Genomic DNA, 15340 nt, shown 5'->3' on the forward strand with positions numbered 1-15340 from the left:
CACACATGAAAAGCTTTTGGTTGGCGCTCGGCAGCGCCGCTCTCATCGCGAACGCACCCGCCTTCGCGCAAACGAATGCCGCTGCCGCGCACCCGCAAGTGCTGCTGAAGACGACGGACGGCGACATCAAGCTCGAGCTCTATCCCGAGCAATCGCCCAAGACGGTCGCGAACTTCCTCGACTACGTGAAATCCGGCCAATACAGCGGCACGATCTTTCATCGCGTGATCAAGGGCTTCATGATCCAGGGCGGCGGCTACACGGCGAGCTACGCGGAAAAGCCCACGCGGGCGCCGATTCCGCTCGAAAGCCGCAACGGCTTGAAGAACACCCTGGGCACGATCGCGATGGCGCGCACGAGCGATCCGAACTCCGCGACGGCGCAGTTCTTCATCAATACGGTCGATAACGCCGGGCTCGACTATCCGAACCCGGACGGCAACGGCTATGCCGTGTTCGGCAAGGTCGTATCGGGCATGGACGTTGTAAAGAAGATCGAGGCGACGCCCACCACGTCGCGCGGACCGATGTCCGACGTGCCGCAGCAGCCGATCGTCATCGAATCGGCAACCGTCGTTTCGAAATAACGCATTCCGGCGCCGGCGCGAGCCAGGCCGGCCCGGCTCTTCATCCAGTTTGGATAGTCAGAAAGGAAAGGAATTCATCATGGTCGAACTGCATACGAACCACGGCGTGATCAAGATCGCGCTCGACACCGAAAAGGCCCCGAAGACGGTCGAAAATTTCCTCAATTACGTGAAGAAAGGTCATTACGACAACACGGTGTTTCACCGCGTGATCGACGGCTTCATGATTCAGGGCGGCGGTTTCGAGCCCGGCATGAAGCAAAAGCCGACGGACGCCCCGATCGACAACGAAGCGAACAACGGCCTGAAGAACGTCAAGGGCTCGGTGGCGATGGCGCGCACGAACGACCCGCACTCGGCCACGGCGCAGTTTTTCATCAACGTGAACGACAACGACTTCCTCAATCACACGTCGCCGACGCCGCAAGGCTGGGGCTACGCGGTGTTCGGCAATGTCGTCGAAGGCCTGGACGTCGTCGAGAAGATCAAGAAGGTCCGCACGGGCTCGAAGGGCTTTCACCAGGACGTGCCGCTCGATGACGTCGTCATCGAGAAAGCGGTCGTGGTCGATTGAACACGAGCATCATCCGAGATGCCGGCATCTCGGCGCGGCAAGACGCGGGGCCTCGCAACGTCGAGGCCAGCGTGCCGCACGAGCACGGCCACGCGCGCCCTCATGCGCCGCGGCCGCTCTTGCTCATCTCCGATCTGCATCTGAGCACGTCGATCCCTCGCACGGTCGACGCGTTCGAGCATTTCATCCGCGTCACCGCGGACAGTGCCGATTCCGTGTTCGTTCTGGGCGATTTGTTCGAATACTGGATCGGCGACGATATGCTTCGGGCCGATCCGTTCGCCGCCCGCATCGCGGCGATATTGCACACGTTGTCGGAGCGCGGCATCGCGCTGTACGTCATGCACGGCAATCGCGATTTTCTGCTTGGCAAACGCTTCATGAAGGCGGCCGGCGCCATTTGGCTGCCCGACCCGTTCGTGATGACGGCATTCGGCGCGCGCATCGTACTCGCGCATGGCGACGCCCTTTGCACGGCCGATCGGAAGTATCAAACGTTCCGGCGCGTTGCACGCTGGCGCGCCGCGCAGCTTTTATTTCTCGCTTGGCCGTTCAGATGGCGCCACGCGCTGGCCGAACGCATGCGCGCCTCGAGCGAGGAAGGCCGCACGCGGCCGCCCTCGCCGCTTTACGACGTGACGCATCAAGGCGTTGAAGCGCTGTTTCGCACGAGTCATACGACGACGATGATCCATGGGCACACGCACAAGCCCGCACGTCATTTGGAAACGAGCGGCACGCGCTGGGTCCTGCCCGATTGGGATCTCGATCACGGTACGCGCCGCGGCGGCTATCTGCGCATCGACGCCGAGGGCATCCACGCGTTCCCGCTCGATTGAGCGCGCACGGCCCCTATGAGCATCGAGGGCAACGATCGACGCGTTGCCCTCGCCGCCTGTTCACGTAAAGCCTGGAAGCCGCGATCGATCTTCGCGTCAGCCGACGCTTGTGCGTGCCTCGGCGGACGCATGCGCGGCGCCTTGGATCGCGGCGGACAGGCGCTGCAAGTCCACCACCGCATCGGCGCCTTGTAGCGCCTCGAGCCGAGCGCCCAAACGCTCGAGCGCCGCGACGATCTCGTCCACGCGCTGCTTCTCGTTCGCCGCGTGATCGATCAACCCATGCAGCGCGAGAGAGACGGGATCTTCGGCATTGGGTGTGATCCCATACGCGCAAAACGCCGCGTGTTCGGGTGAGCGCTTGCGATCCGCGGGTTGGACGACCCGGGCCGGGTTGCCGACCGCCGTAGCGCCGGCGGGCACCGGTTTGACGACGACCGCATTCGAGCCGATTTTCGCGTTTTCGCCGATCGTGAAACCACCGAGCACCTTCGCTCCCGCGCCGACGATGACGCCGCGCTCGAGGGTCGGGTGGCGTTTCGCGCCGCGCGTGAGCAACGTGCCGCCCAGCGTCACGCCTTGGTAGATCGTGCAATCGTCGCCGATCTCGGCCGTCTCGCCCACGACGACGCCCATGCCGTGATCGATGAAGACGCGCCGCCCCACGGTGGCGCCCGGGTGGATTTCGATTCCGGTCATGAATCGGGCCACTTGCGAAATGAACCGTGCGAGCCAACGCCGGCGCGCGCGCCAGCAAGCGTGCGAGAGCCGATGGGCCACGAGCGCGTGCAGCCCCGGATAACAGGTGAGCACTTCCCAAGCACTGCGAGCGGCGGGGTCCCGCTCACGAATCGTGGCAATGTCTTCGCGAAGTCTCTCGAACATAGTGGGGCTCGCTAGGTGAAGGGCCGTTGGTTGGACGCGACAGTGGGCACGTCGATATGACGTTGCGCGATTTACTTATTCGGCGCCGTTCGATTGTAGGAGCTAGACGCGAAACGTGCAGAGGGTATGACGATCCACCCTGCCCGCAACAGGGACATTGGCGGCCGCAATCGCCAACCTTCGGTGTTTTTCAGCCGCCCGGCGCCTCAGGACGAGGAGGAGCGGTCTCCGGCGCGCGCCTTGAGCAGGATGTGCTTGGCGATGCCGCGCACGATGTTGACCTCTTCTCGTTCCAGGCCAGAGCGCGCGAACAGCCGGCGCAAGCGCGACATCAGCTTCTTCGGATTGGCCGGATCGAGAAACTCGAGCGCGATCAGGGCGTTTTCGAGGTGGACGTACATGCGCTCGATGTCGTCGTTCGGCGCCCGGCTGCTGGCGAGTTCGGCACCGGCCGGCGCGGCCGCCGCCGGCGCGGATTCGGGCGCCAAATACGCGATGCGTAGCTCGTAAGCCAGCACTTGGATCGCCTGCGCGAGATTGAGCGAGCTATAGGCGGGATTGGCCGGAATGTGAGCAAGCGCGCTGCAGCGCTCGACGTGCTCGTTGGACAGACCGGTGCGCTCGTTGCCGAAGACGAATGCGATGTCGCCGCCCTGCGCATGCCGGCGAGCCTCGCTTGCGGCCTCGCGCGGCGCGAGTTGCGGCGGCCCGTATTCGCGCATGCGCGCCGTCAGCGCGACGGACCACGTCACACCGGCCAGCGCATCGGCAATGGTGGGGACGATGCGCGCCGAGGCGAGCACGTCCTCCGCGCCGCTTGCCATGGCAATCGCTTCGGGATCGGTTTGCACGTGAGCGAGGCGCGGCGCGACGAGCACGAGCCGCGAAAAACCCATCGTTTTGAGCGCGCGCGCGGCCGCGCCGACGTTGCCGGGATGGCTGGGCTCGACGAGCACGAACAACGTCGAGGTGAAACCGCCCTGGGGGCCCGACGCACAGGTATGGACGGTGACCGACGGCGAATGCGAGATTGACTGATTCAAGGTGACTGACTGGATGAAAACCGGAAACGGGCAATGGCGTAAGTACGCGCTACCGCCATAGTATCGCGCCCGCCCCTCCGATGCGAACGGCGGGCTCGATGGACGCCGGCGACCCGCGGGCCGCGGCGGACCGCCCCGTCCCCGACGTTCGAGCCGGGAAGGCCCGGACTCAGGTAAAATCCCGGTATTCGTGTCTTGCGCGCGTGCAATCGTCCGCCGCGCGCACGCACATTGCTCTTCTTCAATTCGCTTTCGTCGACGGAATGCCCGCGCATTCCGGGCGGTTTGGCCCACCCGTCGCAGCGCTTGCAACGCCGCGGTACAAGGAATCCGTTTTATGCACCCGATGCTCAACATTGCAGTCAAGGCCGCCCGCCGCGCCGGACAAATCATCAACCGCGCCTCGCTCGATTTGGAACTGGTCCAAGTCAGCAAGAAGCAGCACAACGATTTTGTGACGGAAGTCGACAAAGCAGCCGAAGCGGCCATCATCGATACGCTCAAAACCGCCTACCCCGATCATGCGATTCTGGCGGAGGAATCGGGCCGCTCCGAAAACGAATCCGATTACGTCTGGATCATCGATCCGCTCGACGGCACCACCAACTTCATCCACGGCCTGCCCTATTACGGCGTGTCGATCGCGCTGGCGCACCGCGGCGTCGTGACGCAAGCCGTCGTCTACGATCCCAACAGCAACGATCTGTTCACCGCCTCGCGCGGCCGCGGCGCCTATCTGAACGACCGGCGTATTCGTGTCGGCCGGCGCGATCGTCTCGGCGACGCGCTGATCGGCACGGGCTTCCCGTTCCGCGAAGACGATCGAATCGAAGCGTACTGCCGCCTGTTTGCCGAAATGACGCGCGCATGCACGGGGCTGCGCCGCCCCGGCGCGGCGGCGCTCGATCTTGCCAACGTCGCGGCCGGTCGCCTCGACGGATTCTTCGAACAAGGTTTGAGTCCGTGGGACATGGCGGCAGGCAGCCTGCTGATCACGGAAGCCGGCGGTCTCGTCGGCAACTACACGGGCGACTCGGAGTTCCTGGAGGTCGGCGAAATCGTCGCGGGCAATCCCAAGATCTATGCGCAGATGGTGCAGATCTTGAACGCCTACAGCCGCACGGTGCAGAAGGACTAAGCGCTGCCCACGAACGGGCGGCCCGCGCTCGCCGCATGACGCGAGCGCGGCGCGGTGCATGACCAAAGGCGGCTCAGGCCGCCTTTTTCCTTACGAGTCTTCCTTTTTTTCCGAGCGCCCTCACGGCTCGGCCCGTCGGATGAAAAAAGGCTTTTACACCATCATCGCCGCGCAGTTCGTTTCGTCGCTGGCCGACAACGCACTGCTGATCGCCGCGATCGCGCTGCTCGGCGCGATGCATGCGGCCAATTGGTTCACGCCCCTGCTGCAAATCCTGTTCACGACGTCGTACGTCGTGCTGGCGCCGTTTGCGGGCGCGTTCGCCGATGCCATGCAAAAGCGCCACGTGATGTTTGCGGCCAACGCGCTCAAGGCGCTCGGCTGCGCGATGATGCTCGCGGGCGTGCATCCGATGCTCGCGTACGGCGTGGTCGGTATCGGCGCGGCCGCTTATTCGCCCGCCAAGTACGGCATTCTGACCGAATTGCTGCCTGCCGCACGGCTCGTCGCCGCCAACGCGTGGCTCGAATCCGCGACAGTGTTGTCGACGATCCTCGGCACCGCGCTCGGCGGTGCGCTCATTAGCCCGATCGCGCAGCGTCTAGTGAGCGGACGGCATTGGCCATTGGTTCACGACGCCCCCGATTTCGCGATGTTCGCGGTCATGCTCGTCTACGCGCTCGCGGCGCTCATCAACATCGGCATTCCCGATACCGGCGCGCGCTACGCGAACCGCCTGCGCGAGCCGCAGCGGCTCGTGGGCGAGTTCGTGGACTGCTTCAACTTGCTGTGGCGCGACGAGCTCGCGCAAATCGCGCTATGGGTCACGACGCTCATGTGGGGTGCCGCCGTCACGCTGCAATTGCTCGTGCTGAAATGGGCCAACGTGAATCTCGGGCTGTCGCTCTCGAAGGCCGCGCTCATGCAAGGCGCCACGGGTATCGGGATCGCGCTCGGCGCGGCGGCCGCCGCAGCCCTCGTGCCGCTCGCGCGCTCGTTGAAGGTCCTGCCCGTCGGCATCGCGGCGGGCGTCGTCGCGGGGGCCATGGCGTTCTACGGCAAATGGCTGTTCCCGCCCACGGCCGGGCTTCATGTGGCCGATCACTTCATCGCCGCGTATATCCTCATGGCCTACCCGGTCATGATCGCGCTCGGCGGCTTGGCCGGGTATTTCATCGTGCCGATGAACGCGCTGTTGCAGCATCGCGGGGCCACGCTCATCACGGCCGGGCACTCTATCGCCGTGCAAAACTTCAATCAGAATCTCGCGGTGTTGTTGATGCTCGGCGCGTATGCGTTGCTGTTGCGCGCGAACATGCCGGTGCAATGGATCATCGTGACGTTCGGCACGTTCGTCTGCACGATGATTTGGCTCGCCAAACGGCGCAGTACAGTCAACGCGAGAAAGGTCGACGTGCGGGCGATGATCGGCGAGTGAGGAGGCCCACGCGGTTCAAAACGCGGATTGTCCGATTAGGACCATCTCGGAAATGTTCTTATCGCTCCGCAATCACGTCGCAAGCCGATAGCCCCACCCCGACTCGCTGTCAGCCCAAGGACCGCATCCCGCGCCGCTCAACGTCAGTCTCCCGCCATAATGCGCATCGCTAACCAGCACAGGGGCCAAGCTACGGCTTCGGTCACCACCTCTTGCGCCAAAATATCACCTTGACGTAATATCACGCGGAGATGATTATTGAATCCAGACAACTGGACTGTCGTGTTCCACGAGGAATTCGAGCCCGAGTTTCGGCGACTTGATCCGGCAGTACGAAGAGAGCTGCTCTCGACCGCGTTGGCGGTCCAGCAAATGGGTCCGGAAGCCGGCAGGCCTTACGTGGGAACGCTGTCCAACGCTAAGCATCCGAACATGAAAGAACTGCGTTTCATCGCAAACGGCGCAGTAGAGGTTTGGAGAGTAGCGTTCGCTTTCGATCCAATGCGCAAGGCCATCATGCTGGTTGCGGGAGACAAGCAAGGTATCAACGAAAAGTTGTTCTACAAAAGGCTGCTCCAAGTCGCGAACGCTCGATTCGATCGTCATTTGGCCAGTTTGATCAACGTCGGGAAGGCGGCCAACGTGGCAGTGAAACGGCCCGCTTGAATGCAAAAAAGGGAAGCGAAGATGGGACGGACACTGAACGAGATACTGAACGAACTGCCCGAAGCGGAGCAGGCCGAAATCCGTGCCGCAGCAAACAGCAAGATCGAAGAAATGCTGCGTGAGGCAGGCAATCTGGGCGCCATCCGCAAGGCCTTGGGCAAAACCCAGGTGCATGTGGCAGAAAAGTTGGGCGTCAAGCAAAACGCTATCTCCCAACTAGAAAAGCGCCAGGACATCTATCTCTCGACGTTCAAGAAGTTCCTCAAGACGCTGGGAATGGAACTTGAAATGGTCCTCGTCGCGAAAAACGGGGACCGTTATGCGCTGACCAACTTCGATCCATCGAAAGGCATCGAGAACCTCCTCGCTGAAAATGGCGGATCGGCCCAAGCGAGCGTCCGGCGCGCGCCGCCCAACTCCACCGTTCGCAAAGCGGCTGCGGCGACCAAACATGCTCCGCGTAGGCGAGCCACCACCTCCGCGACTCCCGCGAAAAAGAAAGTAACCGCTCGACGCGCTCGTTGATCATCTAGCCGCCAGCACAGGTAACCGTCTCCTGCGGGCGCAATAGTCAGCAACCCTTCCGGGACTGGATGCCGCTCTGGGCGGCGCGCCCTATCGGCCAGTTTGGGCGCCAGGGCAAAACCAAGGTTCTCGATCCTCGAATCCCCTAAAATACGGATCTTGCTCTGGACCTCGCTTCGACCACCGGCGCCTAACCTGTTCGATCGCGCGCCTGCGTTCACCCGCAAGGCAAAGATAGGCCGTTCGAACGACTACGGCTCACGCCAGCGAAGAAGTAGAGTGAGTCGGATTGCCCCGCCCATCGCCCACTCGCCACACCGTCGAGCGCGCAAGCCCGAACATCGAAACCGAGAGTCCGCATCCGAACACGTTTTTCCGATAGCTACGAATGAAAACCGAAACCAGCGTCGATGCTCCGGCGGAATCCACGCTCGCGAAGCACACGCCCTACATGCAGCAGTACTTGCGGATCAAAGCCGATCACCCCGGCACGCTGCTGTTCTTCCGCATGGGCGACTTCTACGAGCTCTTTTTCGAAGACGCGGAGAAAGCCGCGCGCCTGCTCGACCTCACGCTCACGCAGCGCGGTGCATCCGCGGGCAATCCGATCAAGATGGCGGGCGTCCCCTATCACGCCGTGGAGCAGTACCTCGCCAAGCTCGTGAAGTTCGGCGAATCGGTCGCGATCTGCGAACAGATCGGCGATCCTGCCACGTCCAAAGGGCCGGTCGAACGCAAGGTCGTGCGCATCGTCACGCCGGGCACGCTGACCGATGCCGCCCTGCTCTCCGACAAAAGCGACGTCTACCTGTTGGCCGCCTGCCCCGCGCATAACAAGCGCGGCGTCGTCACGGCGATCGGCCTGGCTTGGCTCAACCTGGCAAGCGGCGCGCTGCGGCTCGCGGAAGTGGCCCCCGGCGAAGTCGGCGCTGCCCTCGAGCGCATCCGTCCGGCCGAAGTGCTCGTGGCCGATGGCGCAGGCGAAGCGCTGGCGGGCATCGCAAGCGGCATAGTCACGCGCGTGCCGGTATGGCACTTCGACGTCGCCTCGGGCGTGCAACGGCTCTGCGACCAGTTGAACGTCGCGAGCCTCGACGGCTTCGGCGCCGAAGGACTCACGAGCGCCTGCGGCGCCGCGGGTGCCGTCCTGCTTTACGCAGCCTCGACGCAGGGCCAGCAGTTGCGGCACGTGCGCAGCCTGAAAGTGGAAACCGAGTCGGAGTACATCGGCCTCGATCCGGCCACGCGCCGCAATCTCGAGCTCACCGAGACATTGCGCGGGGGCGAATCGCCGACGCTGTGCTCGCTGCTCGATACCTGTTGCTCGACGATGGGTAGCCGCTTGTTACGCCACTGGCTCCATCACCCGCCGCGTGCGTCCGTCATCGCGCAAACGCGCCAACAAGCGATCGGCGCGCTGCTCGATGCGCCGCACGGTGCCAGCCTCGATATGCTGCGCGGCGCGCTGCGCAAGATTGCCGACGTCGAACGTATCACGGGCCGCCTCGCCCTGCTCTCGGCGCGCCCGCGCGATTTGTCGAGCCTGCGCGATACGTTCGCCACATTGCCCGCCTTGCGCGAACTCGTCATCGCGATGGCGGCCGGCACGCCGGCGCTCGAGCGCATCGGCATGGGGCTCGAGCCGCCGGCCGGCTGCGTCGATCTGCTCACGCGCGCGGTTGCCGAAGAGCCGGCCGCGATGGTGCGCGACGGCGGTGTAATTGCACGCGGCTACGATGCCGAACTCGACGAGCTGCGCGACATATCGGAAAACTGCGGACAGTTCCTGATCGATCTCGAAGCGCGCGAGCGCGCTCGCACGGGCATCAACAACCTGCGCGTCGAGTACAACAAGGTCCATGGCTTTTACATCGAAGTCACGCGCGGCCAAACGGACAAAGTCCCCGACGACTATCGCCGCCGCCAAACTCTGAAAAACGCCGAGCGTTACATCACGCCCGAGCTCAAAGCGTTCGAGGACAAAGCGTTGTCGGCACAAGAGCGCGCGCTTGCTCGCGAGCGCGCGCTGTACGACGCGCTGTTGCAAACGCTGCTGCCGTTCATCGAAGACTGCCAACGCGTTGCGGGCGCCCTTGCCGAACTCGATTTGCTCGCGGCCTTCGCGGAGCGCGCGCAAGCGCTGAACTGGGTCGCGCCGGAATTCACCGAAGACGGCGGGATCGACATCGAGCAAGGCCGCCATCCGGTCGTGCAAGCCCAAGTCGAGCAGTTCGTCGCCAACGATTGCCGCTTGAACGCGGAGCGCAAACTGCTGCTGATCACCGGCCCGAACATGGGCGGTAAGTCGACCTTCATGCGGCAAACGGCGTTGATCGCACTGATGGCCTATGTCGGCAGTTACGTCCCGGCGCAGCGTGCCTGCTTCGGGCCGATCGACCGCATCTTCACGCGCATCGGCGCGGCGGACGATCTGGCGGGCGGCCGCTCGACATTCATGGTGGAAATGACCGAGGCCGCCGCGATCCTGAACGACGCCACCGAGCGAAGCCTCGTGCTGATGGACGAAATCGGCCGGGGCACCTCGACGTTCGACGGCCTCGCGCTCGCTTGGGCCATTGCGCGGCACCTGCTCTCGGCCAACGGCTGCTACACGCTGTTCGCGACGCACTACTTCGAGTTGACGCAGTTGCCCGCCGAGTTCGCGCAAGCGGCCAACGTCCATTTGTCCGCCGTCGAGCATGGGCATGGCATCGTGTTCCTGCACGCGGTCAGCGAGGGGCCGGCAAGTCAAAGCTACGGCTTGCAGGTCGCCCAATTGGCCGGCGTCCCGACGGCCGTCATCCGCGCCGCGCGCAAGCATTTGGCCCACCTCGAACAACAGTCGGTCGCGCACAGCACGCCGCAGCTCGACTTGTTCTCCGCGCCGGTCTATGCCGAAGACGCATCCGACGACCATGACGCGCCTACCGGCGCCCACGCATTCGCCGAACATCCCGCACTCGAGCGGCTCAAAGGCATCGATCCGAACGAGCTGCGCGCCCGTGAGGCGCTCGATCTCATCTACGAACTGCATGAGCTCGCGACCGCCGCGAACGAGCGCGGCGTCGGGGAGGTCGAGCAGTGACGAAGCGCCGGCAGGCGCTTGCGCGGTGGGGGCAACTGGCCATCGCCTCTTTCGGGCTGGCACTCGCCTCGGCGCAGCCCGTGCATGCCGCCGAGCCGCGCTTCGCGTTCGCCGTCGTCTCGGGCGTGATGTCGAGCACGGCGGACGAGCCGTCGGCGCAGCGTCTGATCGAAGCGATCGGGCTCGATCAGCGCCTGTCGTTCATGGTGTACGACGGCAATATCAAGGGGCACGCCGAGCGCTGTGCCGATGCCCTGTTCGCACGGCGCCAGCAATTGCTCGAGGCCGCGGCGGTACCGGTCGTCGTCATCCCCGGCCAGTATGATTGGGCCGACTGCGCGAGCGCCGCCGGCGGCCGCTACGACGCGGCGGAGCGGCTGGATTTTCTGCGGCAAACGCTCTATTCGGACACGGCCTCGCTAGGCCGCCCGACGTTGACGTTGACTCGCGAAAGCGAGGTGGCCCGCTTCCGTGCATTTCGCGAGAACGTCCGCTGGGAAGCGAACGATACGGTCTTCGTCGGATTGAACGTGGTGGGCGGCAACAACCATTACTCCGATGCGGGCGGACGCAACGGCGAATTCGACGATCGGGCGATCGCCTCCGCATTTTGGCTCGAACACGCGGCTGAATACGCGAAGCGGCGGCACGCCAAGGCGCTCGTAGTTTTTGTCGAGGCCGATCCGAATTTCTCGCGCTACGAAGAGCACGTCGATCGGTTTCCGTGGCTGCGCTTCGCTCGGCGACGCAAGCCCGACGGCTACCTGGAATTCAAGCGCAGCTTGGTGAAAGCCACGCAAACGTTCCGTGGACCGGTCGTCGTGGTCCATCACGACACGTACGCGCTCCCGAGCGGGTTCGCCATCGATCAACCGTTGTACGACGATAAGGGCGAGCGCATCGCCAATTTGACGCGCATTGCCATTGCTCCGCGCGAACCCGCGACGCAATGGATCGTGGTGGATGTGAATTACGGGCGGCCCGCGCCGTTTCGCGTAAGCGTGCGCGTCATACCGAAGATGCTGCCGATTGCACCGACCGCACCGAGCGCACCGGCCGCGCCGGCGAGTCCGACGCAAGCCCCCGGGCCGGCGAGCAGCACGCTGGGCCCTTTGAACGAACCGCTTCCGGGGATCCAATACGTCATGCCTGCACCGCCTGCATCGGCACCGCCCGCGCAGCAGCAGGAGCCGCCGTTGCTGCCGGATGCGGCCAGCGCGGGGTCGGCACCGACTCTGCCGACGCAGCCGGCACCCGCGGCGCCGGCGTCGCCCGCCTCTCCCGCTAATACATCGCCGGCGCCCGACGGCACGGCGCCGGGCGCCGGACGTTACTCAGTGCAGGGTGGGGGCTCCTGACGCGCTCGGCTCATCGTCGTCGTCTTCATCGACGACTTCGATGCCTTCGGCACCATGCACGTGCGCATGCTCGATCTCGTCGGCCGTCGCTTCACGCACTTCCTTGACCGTCAGCGCAAAGCGCAAGGCCATACCGGCCAACGGATGATTGCCGTCCAGCACGACTTTGTCTTCCGCCAAATCGGTGACCGTGTAGATGAGCGAATCCATCTCGTCGTCGCCGTCCTCGGGTGTGCCTTCGAATTGCATGCCGACTTCGAGCGGCTCGGGGAAGCGGTTGCGCGGTTCGATCTTCACGAGTTCGGGGTCGTATTCGCCGAACGCGTCTTGAGGGTCGAGCTGGATCTGCGTCTCGAAGCCCGCCTCGTGCCCATCGAGCTCTTCCTCGATTTTAGGGAACGTGCCATCATAGCCGCCGTGCAGATAGACCATCGGCTCGTCGCTTTCCTCGATGAGATTGCCCTGGGCATCCGAGAGCTTGTAAGCGACCGAAACAACGGTGTTCTTTGCGATTTTCATTCGAGTCTCCAAAATACGGTTCCATTATACGATGCCCAAGCGGCCCCTCGACGATCGGGCCGGTACGGCCGCCACGTCCACCCCATCCGTGGCGCTCGCCGCGCCCCCTTCCCCCGACGTGCCGACGCCGCTGCTAGGCGGTCTGACGCCGTCGCAATTCATGCGGCGTTATTGGCAAAAAAAGCCTCTGTTGATTCGTGGCGCCATCGCGGATGTCACGCCCCCGCTCTCGCGCGATGCCCTTTTCGAACTCGCTTGCGGCGATGATGCCGAAGCACGCCTGATCTCTCAGGTGCGCGGCCGCTGGAGTCTCGAACACGGCCCGTTCGATCTCGACGCGTTGCCGAGTATCAAGCGCCGCGAATGGACGCTGCTCGTTCAAGGCGTCGATCTTCACGACGATCGCGCCCGCGCCCTGCTCGAACGCTTTCGCTTCGTACCCGACGCCCGCCTCGACGATCTGATGATCTCGTATGCGACGGACGGTGGCGGCGTAGGCCCGCATTTCGATTCGTACGACGTCTTTCTGCTGCAGGTGCACGGCAAGCGCCGCTGGCGCATCTCGGCCCAGCGCGATTTGACGTTAAAACCAGGACTGCCGTTGAAGGTTTTACAGCATTTCGAAGCCGACGAGGAGTGGGTGCTCGAGCCCGGCGACATGCTGTACCTGCCACCGCACATCGCGCATGACGGCGTGGCCGAGGGCGAGTGCATGACCTGCTCGATCGGCTTTCGCGCGCCCTCGGCGAACGAGTTGATCGGCCAGTTTTTGTACTATTTGGCGGAACGAGGCGAGGTTGCGCATTCGCAAGCAGGCGAGCGGCTCTATCGCGATCCCAAGCAAGCCGCCGTCGCGCATCCGGCCAAGCTGCCCGGTGCCATGGTGGAGGAACTTGGCGCGATCCTTGCGAGGCTGCGATGGACACAACGCGACTTGGTTTCGTTCCTCGGCAGCTATCTGAGCGAGCCCAAGTCGCAAGTGGTGTTCGACGCGCCCGATCGGCCGCTTGCCGAAGCGGCATTCATCCGGCGCGCGCAAGCGTCGGGCATCCGGCTCGACAACAAGACGGCGCTCCTGTATGGCGAGCGGACCTACTTTATCAACGGCGAGGAATCGGCCTTTGGGCATAGCCGAAAATGGCTCTGCGAATTGGCCGATGTTCGGCGCATTGAGGGGAAACGCTTTGTAACACTCTCGGCCGATCGATCGATGACAGCGTTGCTATACGAGTGGTATCGTGCCGGCTGGGTTCGAGTCGGCGCAATTTCATGAAGCTGGCCGCCCCAACCTATCGATTACGGTTAAATTCTGTATGAGAAAGGCAACGTATTGACCCTGCTTTGTCGACGGTCGGTACGAAAGTGCATATAATTTCCGCCCAAGCCGTGGGGAAGATTCACGCTCTGAAGTGCATCCCACCAGCGGCCTAGGTTGGTGTTGGAGCACATTACCGGTATTATTTCGCGCTGTTGCTTACCTTTAACCATAAAAGGACGTGATCATGAAGAAATCCCTCCTCGTAGCATCCCTGTTGGCTGCTGTAGCACTTGCTGCGTGCAACAAGAGCAGCGACCAAAACGCTGCCGCTCCGGCTAGCGACGCCGCTGCTGCTTCGGCTCCCGCCGCTGCCGCTTCGGACGCAGGCACGGCTGCTTCGGGCGCTGCTGCTGCTGCGAGCGATGCCACGGCTGCTGCGAGCGATGCTGGCGCTGCTGCTTCGAGCGCTGCTGCTGCTTCGGACGCTGGCGCTTCGGCCGCTGCTCCTGCTTCGGGCGCAAGCCAGTAAGCATCTGCCTGTTTCAAGGCAACAAAAAACCGGCCATGTGCCGGTTTTTTGTTGCCCGCTCGTTCCTCACATACGCTAAAACCGCCTGCCGCTCCCTTCCCCCGCCCTAGCCTGCGCCACAACCGAGCCAGTCGAACCCGAGCTCCTGCGTCGCAACCATGACCTCTTCGGTCGCGGAACCCAATACGTGCGCGAGCGCGGCTTGCGCGAGCTCAGGCGAATTATTTTGCTGACTCAAATGAGCGGCGACGACGTGCGTCAGTCGCGTTCTATCCAACGCCGACAAAATTTGCGCCGCGGCATCGTTGCTCAAATGCCCGTGATTGCCGCCGATACGCGCCTTCAGCGACTGCGGATAACGGCTCGTGGCGAGCATGCGCGTATCGTGATTGCATTCGAGGACGAGCGCATCGCAACCAGTCAGCATCGCCGTGATATGCGGCGTGGAGGTACCGACGTCAGTCAGGACTCCTAATCGACGCGCGCCGTCGGAGAAAACGAATTGGAGCGGCTCGCGGGCGTCGTGAGGCACGGTGTAGGGCCGCACCTCGAGATCGCCGATCGAGACCGTCTCGTCGCCCCACAGCACGTGCAAATCGATATCGGCGTTGTCCGCGCCGACCGCTTTGGCCGTGCCCCAGCTCATATAGAGCGGCAACGACCACTTGCGGGCGAGCGTGAGCGCGCTGCCGATATGGTCGCTATGTTCGTGAGTGATGACGATGGCATCGAGCGCGTCGATGCCGTATTGGAGCCGCGCTAGGCGCCGCTCGAGTTCCTTTGCGGAGAATCCGCAATCGAGCAGCACGCGTGTGGTGGTGTGGCCGCTGGCGGCCTCGACGACGAGGGCATTGCCCTCGCTACCGCTGCCGAGGCTAGCAAAACGCATGGCGTGG

The 15340-nt window shown here is 63.7% G+C and carries 15 protein-coding genes; 11 read left to right on the forward strand and 4 right to left on the reverse strand.

The genetic code is table 11. The features are described from left to right. The first annotated feature begins 5 nt into the window (after positions 1–5). The 3 genes from C0Z18_RS01130 (at position 6) to C0Z18_RS01140 (ending at position 2000) form a co-directional block, all read left to right on the forward strand. On the forward strand, positions 6–587 hold the full coding sequence (locus tag C0Z18_RS01130) for a peptidylprolyl isomerase (RefSeq protein WP_102643512.1): 582 nt from the start codon (positions 6–8) through the stop codon (positions 585–587). 79 nt (positions 588–666) lie between these two features. Next, complete coding sequence (locus C0Z18_RS01135; protein WP_102643513.1) at positions 667–1161, forward strand: peptidylprolyl isomerase; 495 nt, start codon at positions 667–669, stop codon at positions 1159–1161. Between the two features lie 26 nt (positions 1162–1187). Further along, entirely contained in the window at positions 1188–2000 is an 813-nt protein-coding gene (locus tag C0Z18_RS01140; RefSeq protein WP_102643682.1) for a UDP-2,3-diacylglucosamine diphosphatase, read from the forward strand. Between the two features lie 96 nt (positions 2001–2096). On the opposite strand, the gene cysE is transcribed toward C0Z18_RS01140, so the two are convergent. Then, positions 2097–2885, reverse strand: coding sequence for a serine O-acetyltransferase (cysE, locus tag C0Z18_RS01145; protein ID WP_102643514.1), 789 nt, complete (start codon positions 2883–2885; stop codon positions 2097–2099). A 206-nt stretch (positions 2886–3091) separates the two neighbouring features. Continuing rightward, entirely contained in the window at positions 3092–3916 is an 825-nt protein-coding gene (locus tag C0Z18_RS01150) for an RNA methyltransferase (RefSeq protein ID WP_233216819.1), read from the reverse strand. 349 nt (positions 3917–4265) lie between these two features. On the opposite strand from C0Z18_RS01150, the gene C0Z18_RS01155 reads away from it, so the two are divergent. The 6 genes from C0Z18_RS01155 to C0Z18_RS01180 all read left to right on the forward strand — a co-directional run bounded on the left by C0Z18_RS01155 (position 4266) and on the right by C0Z18_RS01180 (position 12138). Then, a complete protein-coding gene (locus C0Z18_RS01155; protein WP_102643516.1) occupies positions 4266–5066 on the forward strand; it encodes an inositol monophosphatase family protein in 801 nt (266 codons plus the stop codon). 139 nt (positions 5067–5205) lie between these two features. Beyond that, entirely contained in the window at positions 5206–6504 is a 1299-nt protein-coding gene (gene lplT, locus C0Z18_RS01160) for a lysophospholipid transporter LplT (protein WP_102643517.1), read from the forward strand. A 258-nt stretch (positions 6505–6762) separates the two neighbouring features. Then, positions 6763–7170, forward strand: coding sequence for a type II toxin-antitoxin system RelE/ParE family toxin (locus C0Z18_RS01165; protein ID WP_102643518.1), 408 nt, complete (start codon positions 6763–6765; stop codon positions 7168–7170). Positions 7171–7191: 21 nt separating this feature from the next. Continuing rightward, positions 7192–7695, forward strand: coding sequence for a helix-turn-helix domain-containing protein (locus tag C0Z18_RS01170; protein WP_158244184.1), 504 nt, complete (start codon positions 7192–7194; stop codon positions 7693–7695). Between the two features lie 388 nt (positions 7696–8083). Further along, a complete protein-coding gene (mutS, locus tag C0Z18_RS01175) occupies positions 8084–10780 on the forward strand; it encodes a DNA mismatch repair protein MutS (RefSeq protein ID WP_102643520.1) in 2697 nt (898 codons plus the stop codon). Continuing rightward, positions 10777–12138: a hypothetical protein gene (locus tag C0Z18_RS01180; protein ID WP_102643521.1), complete on the forward strand. Its 1362-nt coding sequence runs from the start codon at positions 10777–10779 to the stop codon at positions 12136–12138. The genes mutS and C0Z18_RS01180 overlap by 4 nt, the downstream gene beginning before the upstream one ends. Here C0Z18_RS01180 and C0Z18_RS01185 read toward each other — a convergent pair. Then, entirely contained in the window at positions 12115–12657 is a 543-nt protein-coding gene (locus tag C0Z18_RS01185; protein ID WP_102643522.1) for an FKBP-type peptidyl-prolyl cis-trans isomerase, read from the reverse strand. The genes C0Z18_RS01180 and C0Z18_RS01185 overlap by 24 nt on opposite strands. Before the next feature lie 31 nt (positions 12658–12688). On the opposite strand from C0Z18_RS01185, the gene C0Z18_RS01190 reads away from it, so the two are divergent. Together C0Z18_RS01190 and C0Z18_RS33350 are read left to right on the forward strand one after the other, a co-directional pair. After that, entirely contained in the window at positions 12689–13930 is a 1242-nt protein-coding gene (locus C0Z18_RS01190) for a cupin domain-containing protein (RefSeq protein WP_102643523.1), read from the forward strand. A 229-nt stretch (positions 13931–14159) separates the two neighbouring features. Continuing rightward, on the forward strand, positions 14160–14444 hold the full coding sequence (locus C0Z18_RS33350) for a hypothetical protein (RefSeq protein WP_102643524.1): 285 nt from the start codon (positions 14160–14162) through the stop codon (positions 14442–14444). 106 nt (positions 14445–14550) lie between these two features. On the opposite strand, the gene C0Z18_RS01205 is transcribed toward C0Z18_RS33350, so the two are convergent. Further along, positions 14551–15333, reverse strand: coding sequence for an MBL fold metallo-hydrolase (locus tag C0Z18_RS01205; RefSeq protein WP_102643525.1), 783 nt, complete (start codon positions 15331–15333; stop codon positions 14551–14553). Between the last annotated feature and the right edge of the window lie 7 nt (positions 15334–15340).

The sequence above is a fragment of the Trinickia dabaoshanensis genome, assembly GCF_002879885.1.
GTDB classification, from domain to species: domain Bacteria; phylum Pseudomonadota; class Gammaproteobacteria; order Burkholderiales; family Burkholderiaceae; genus Trinickia; species Trinickia dabaoshanensis.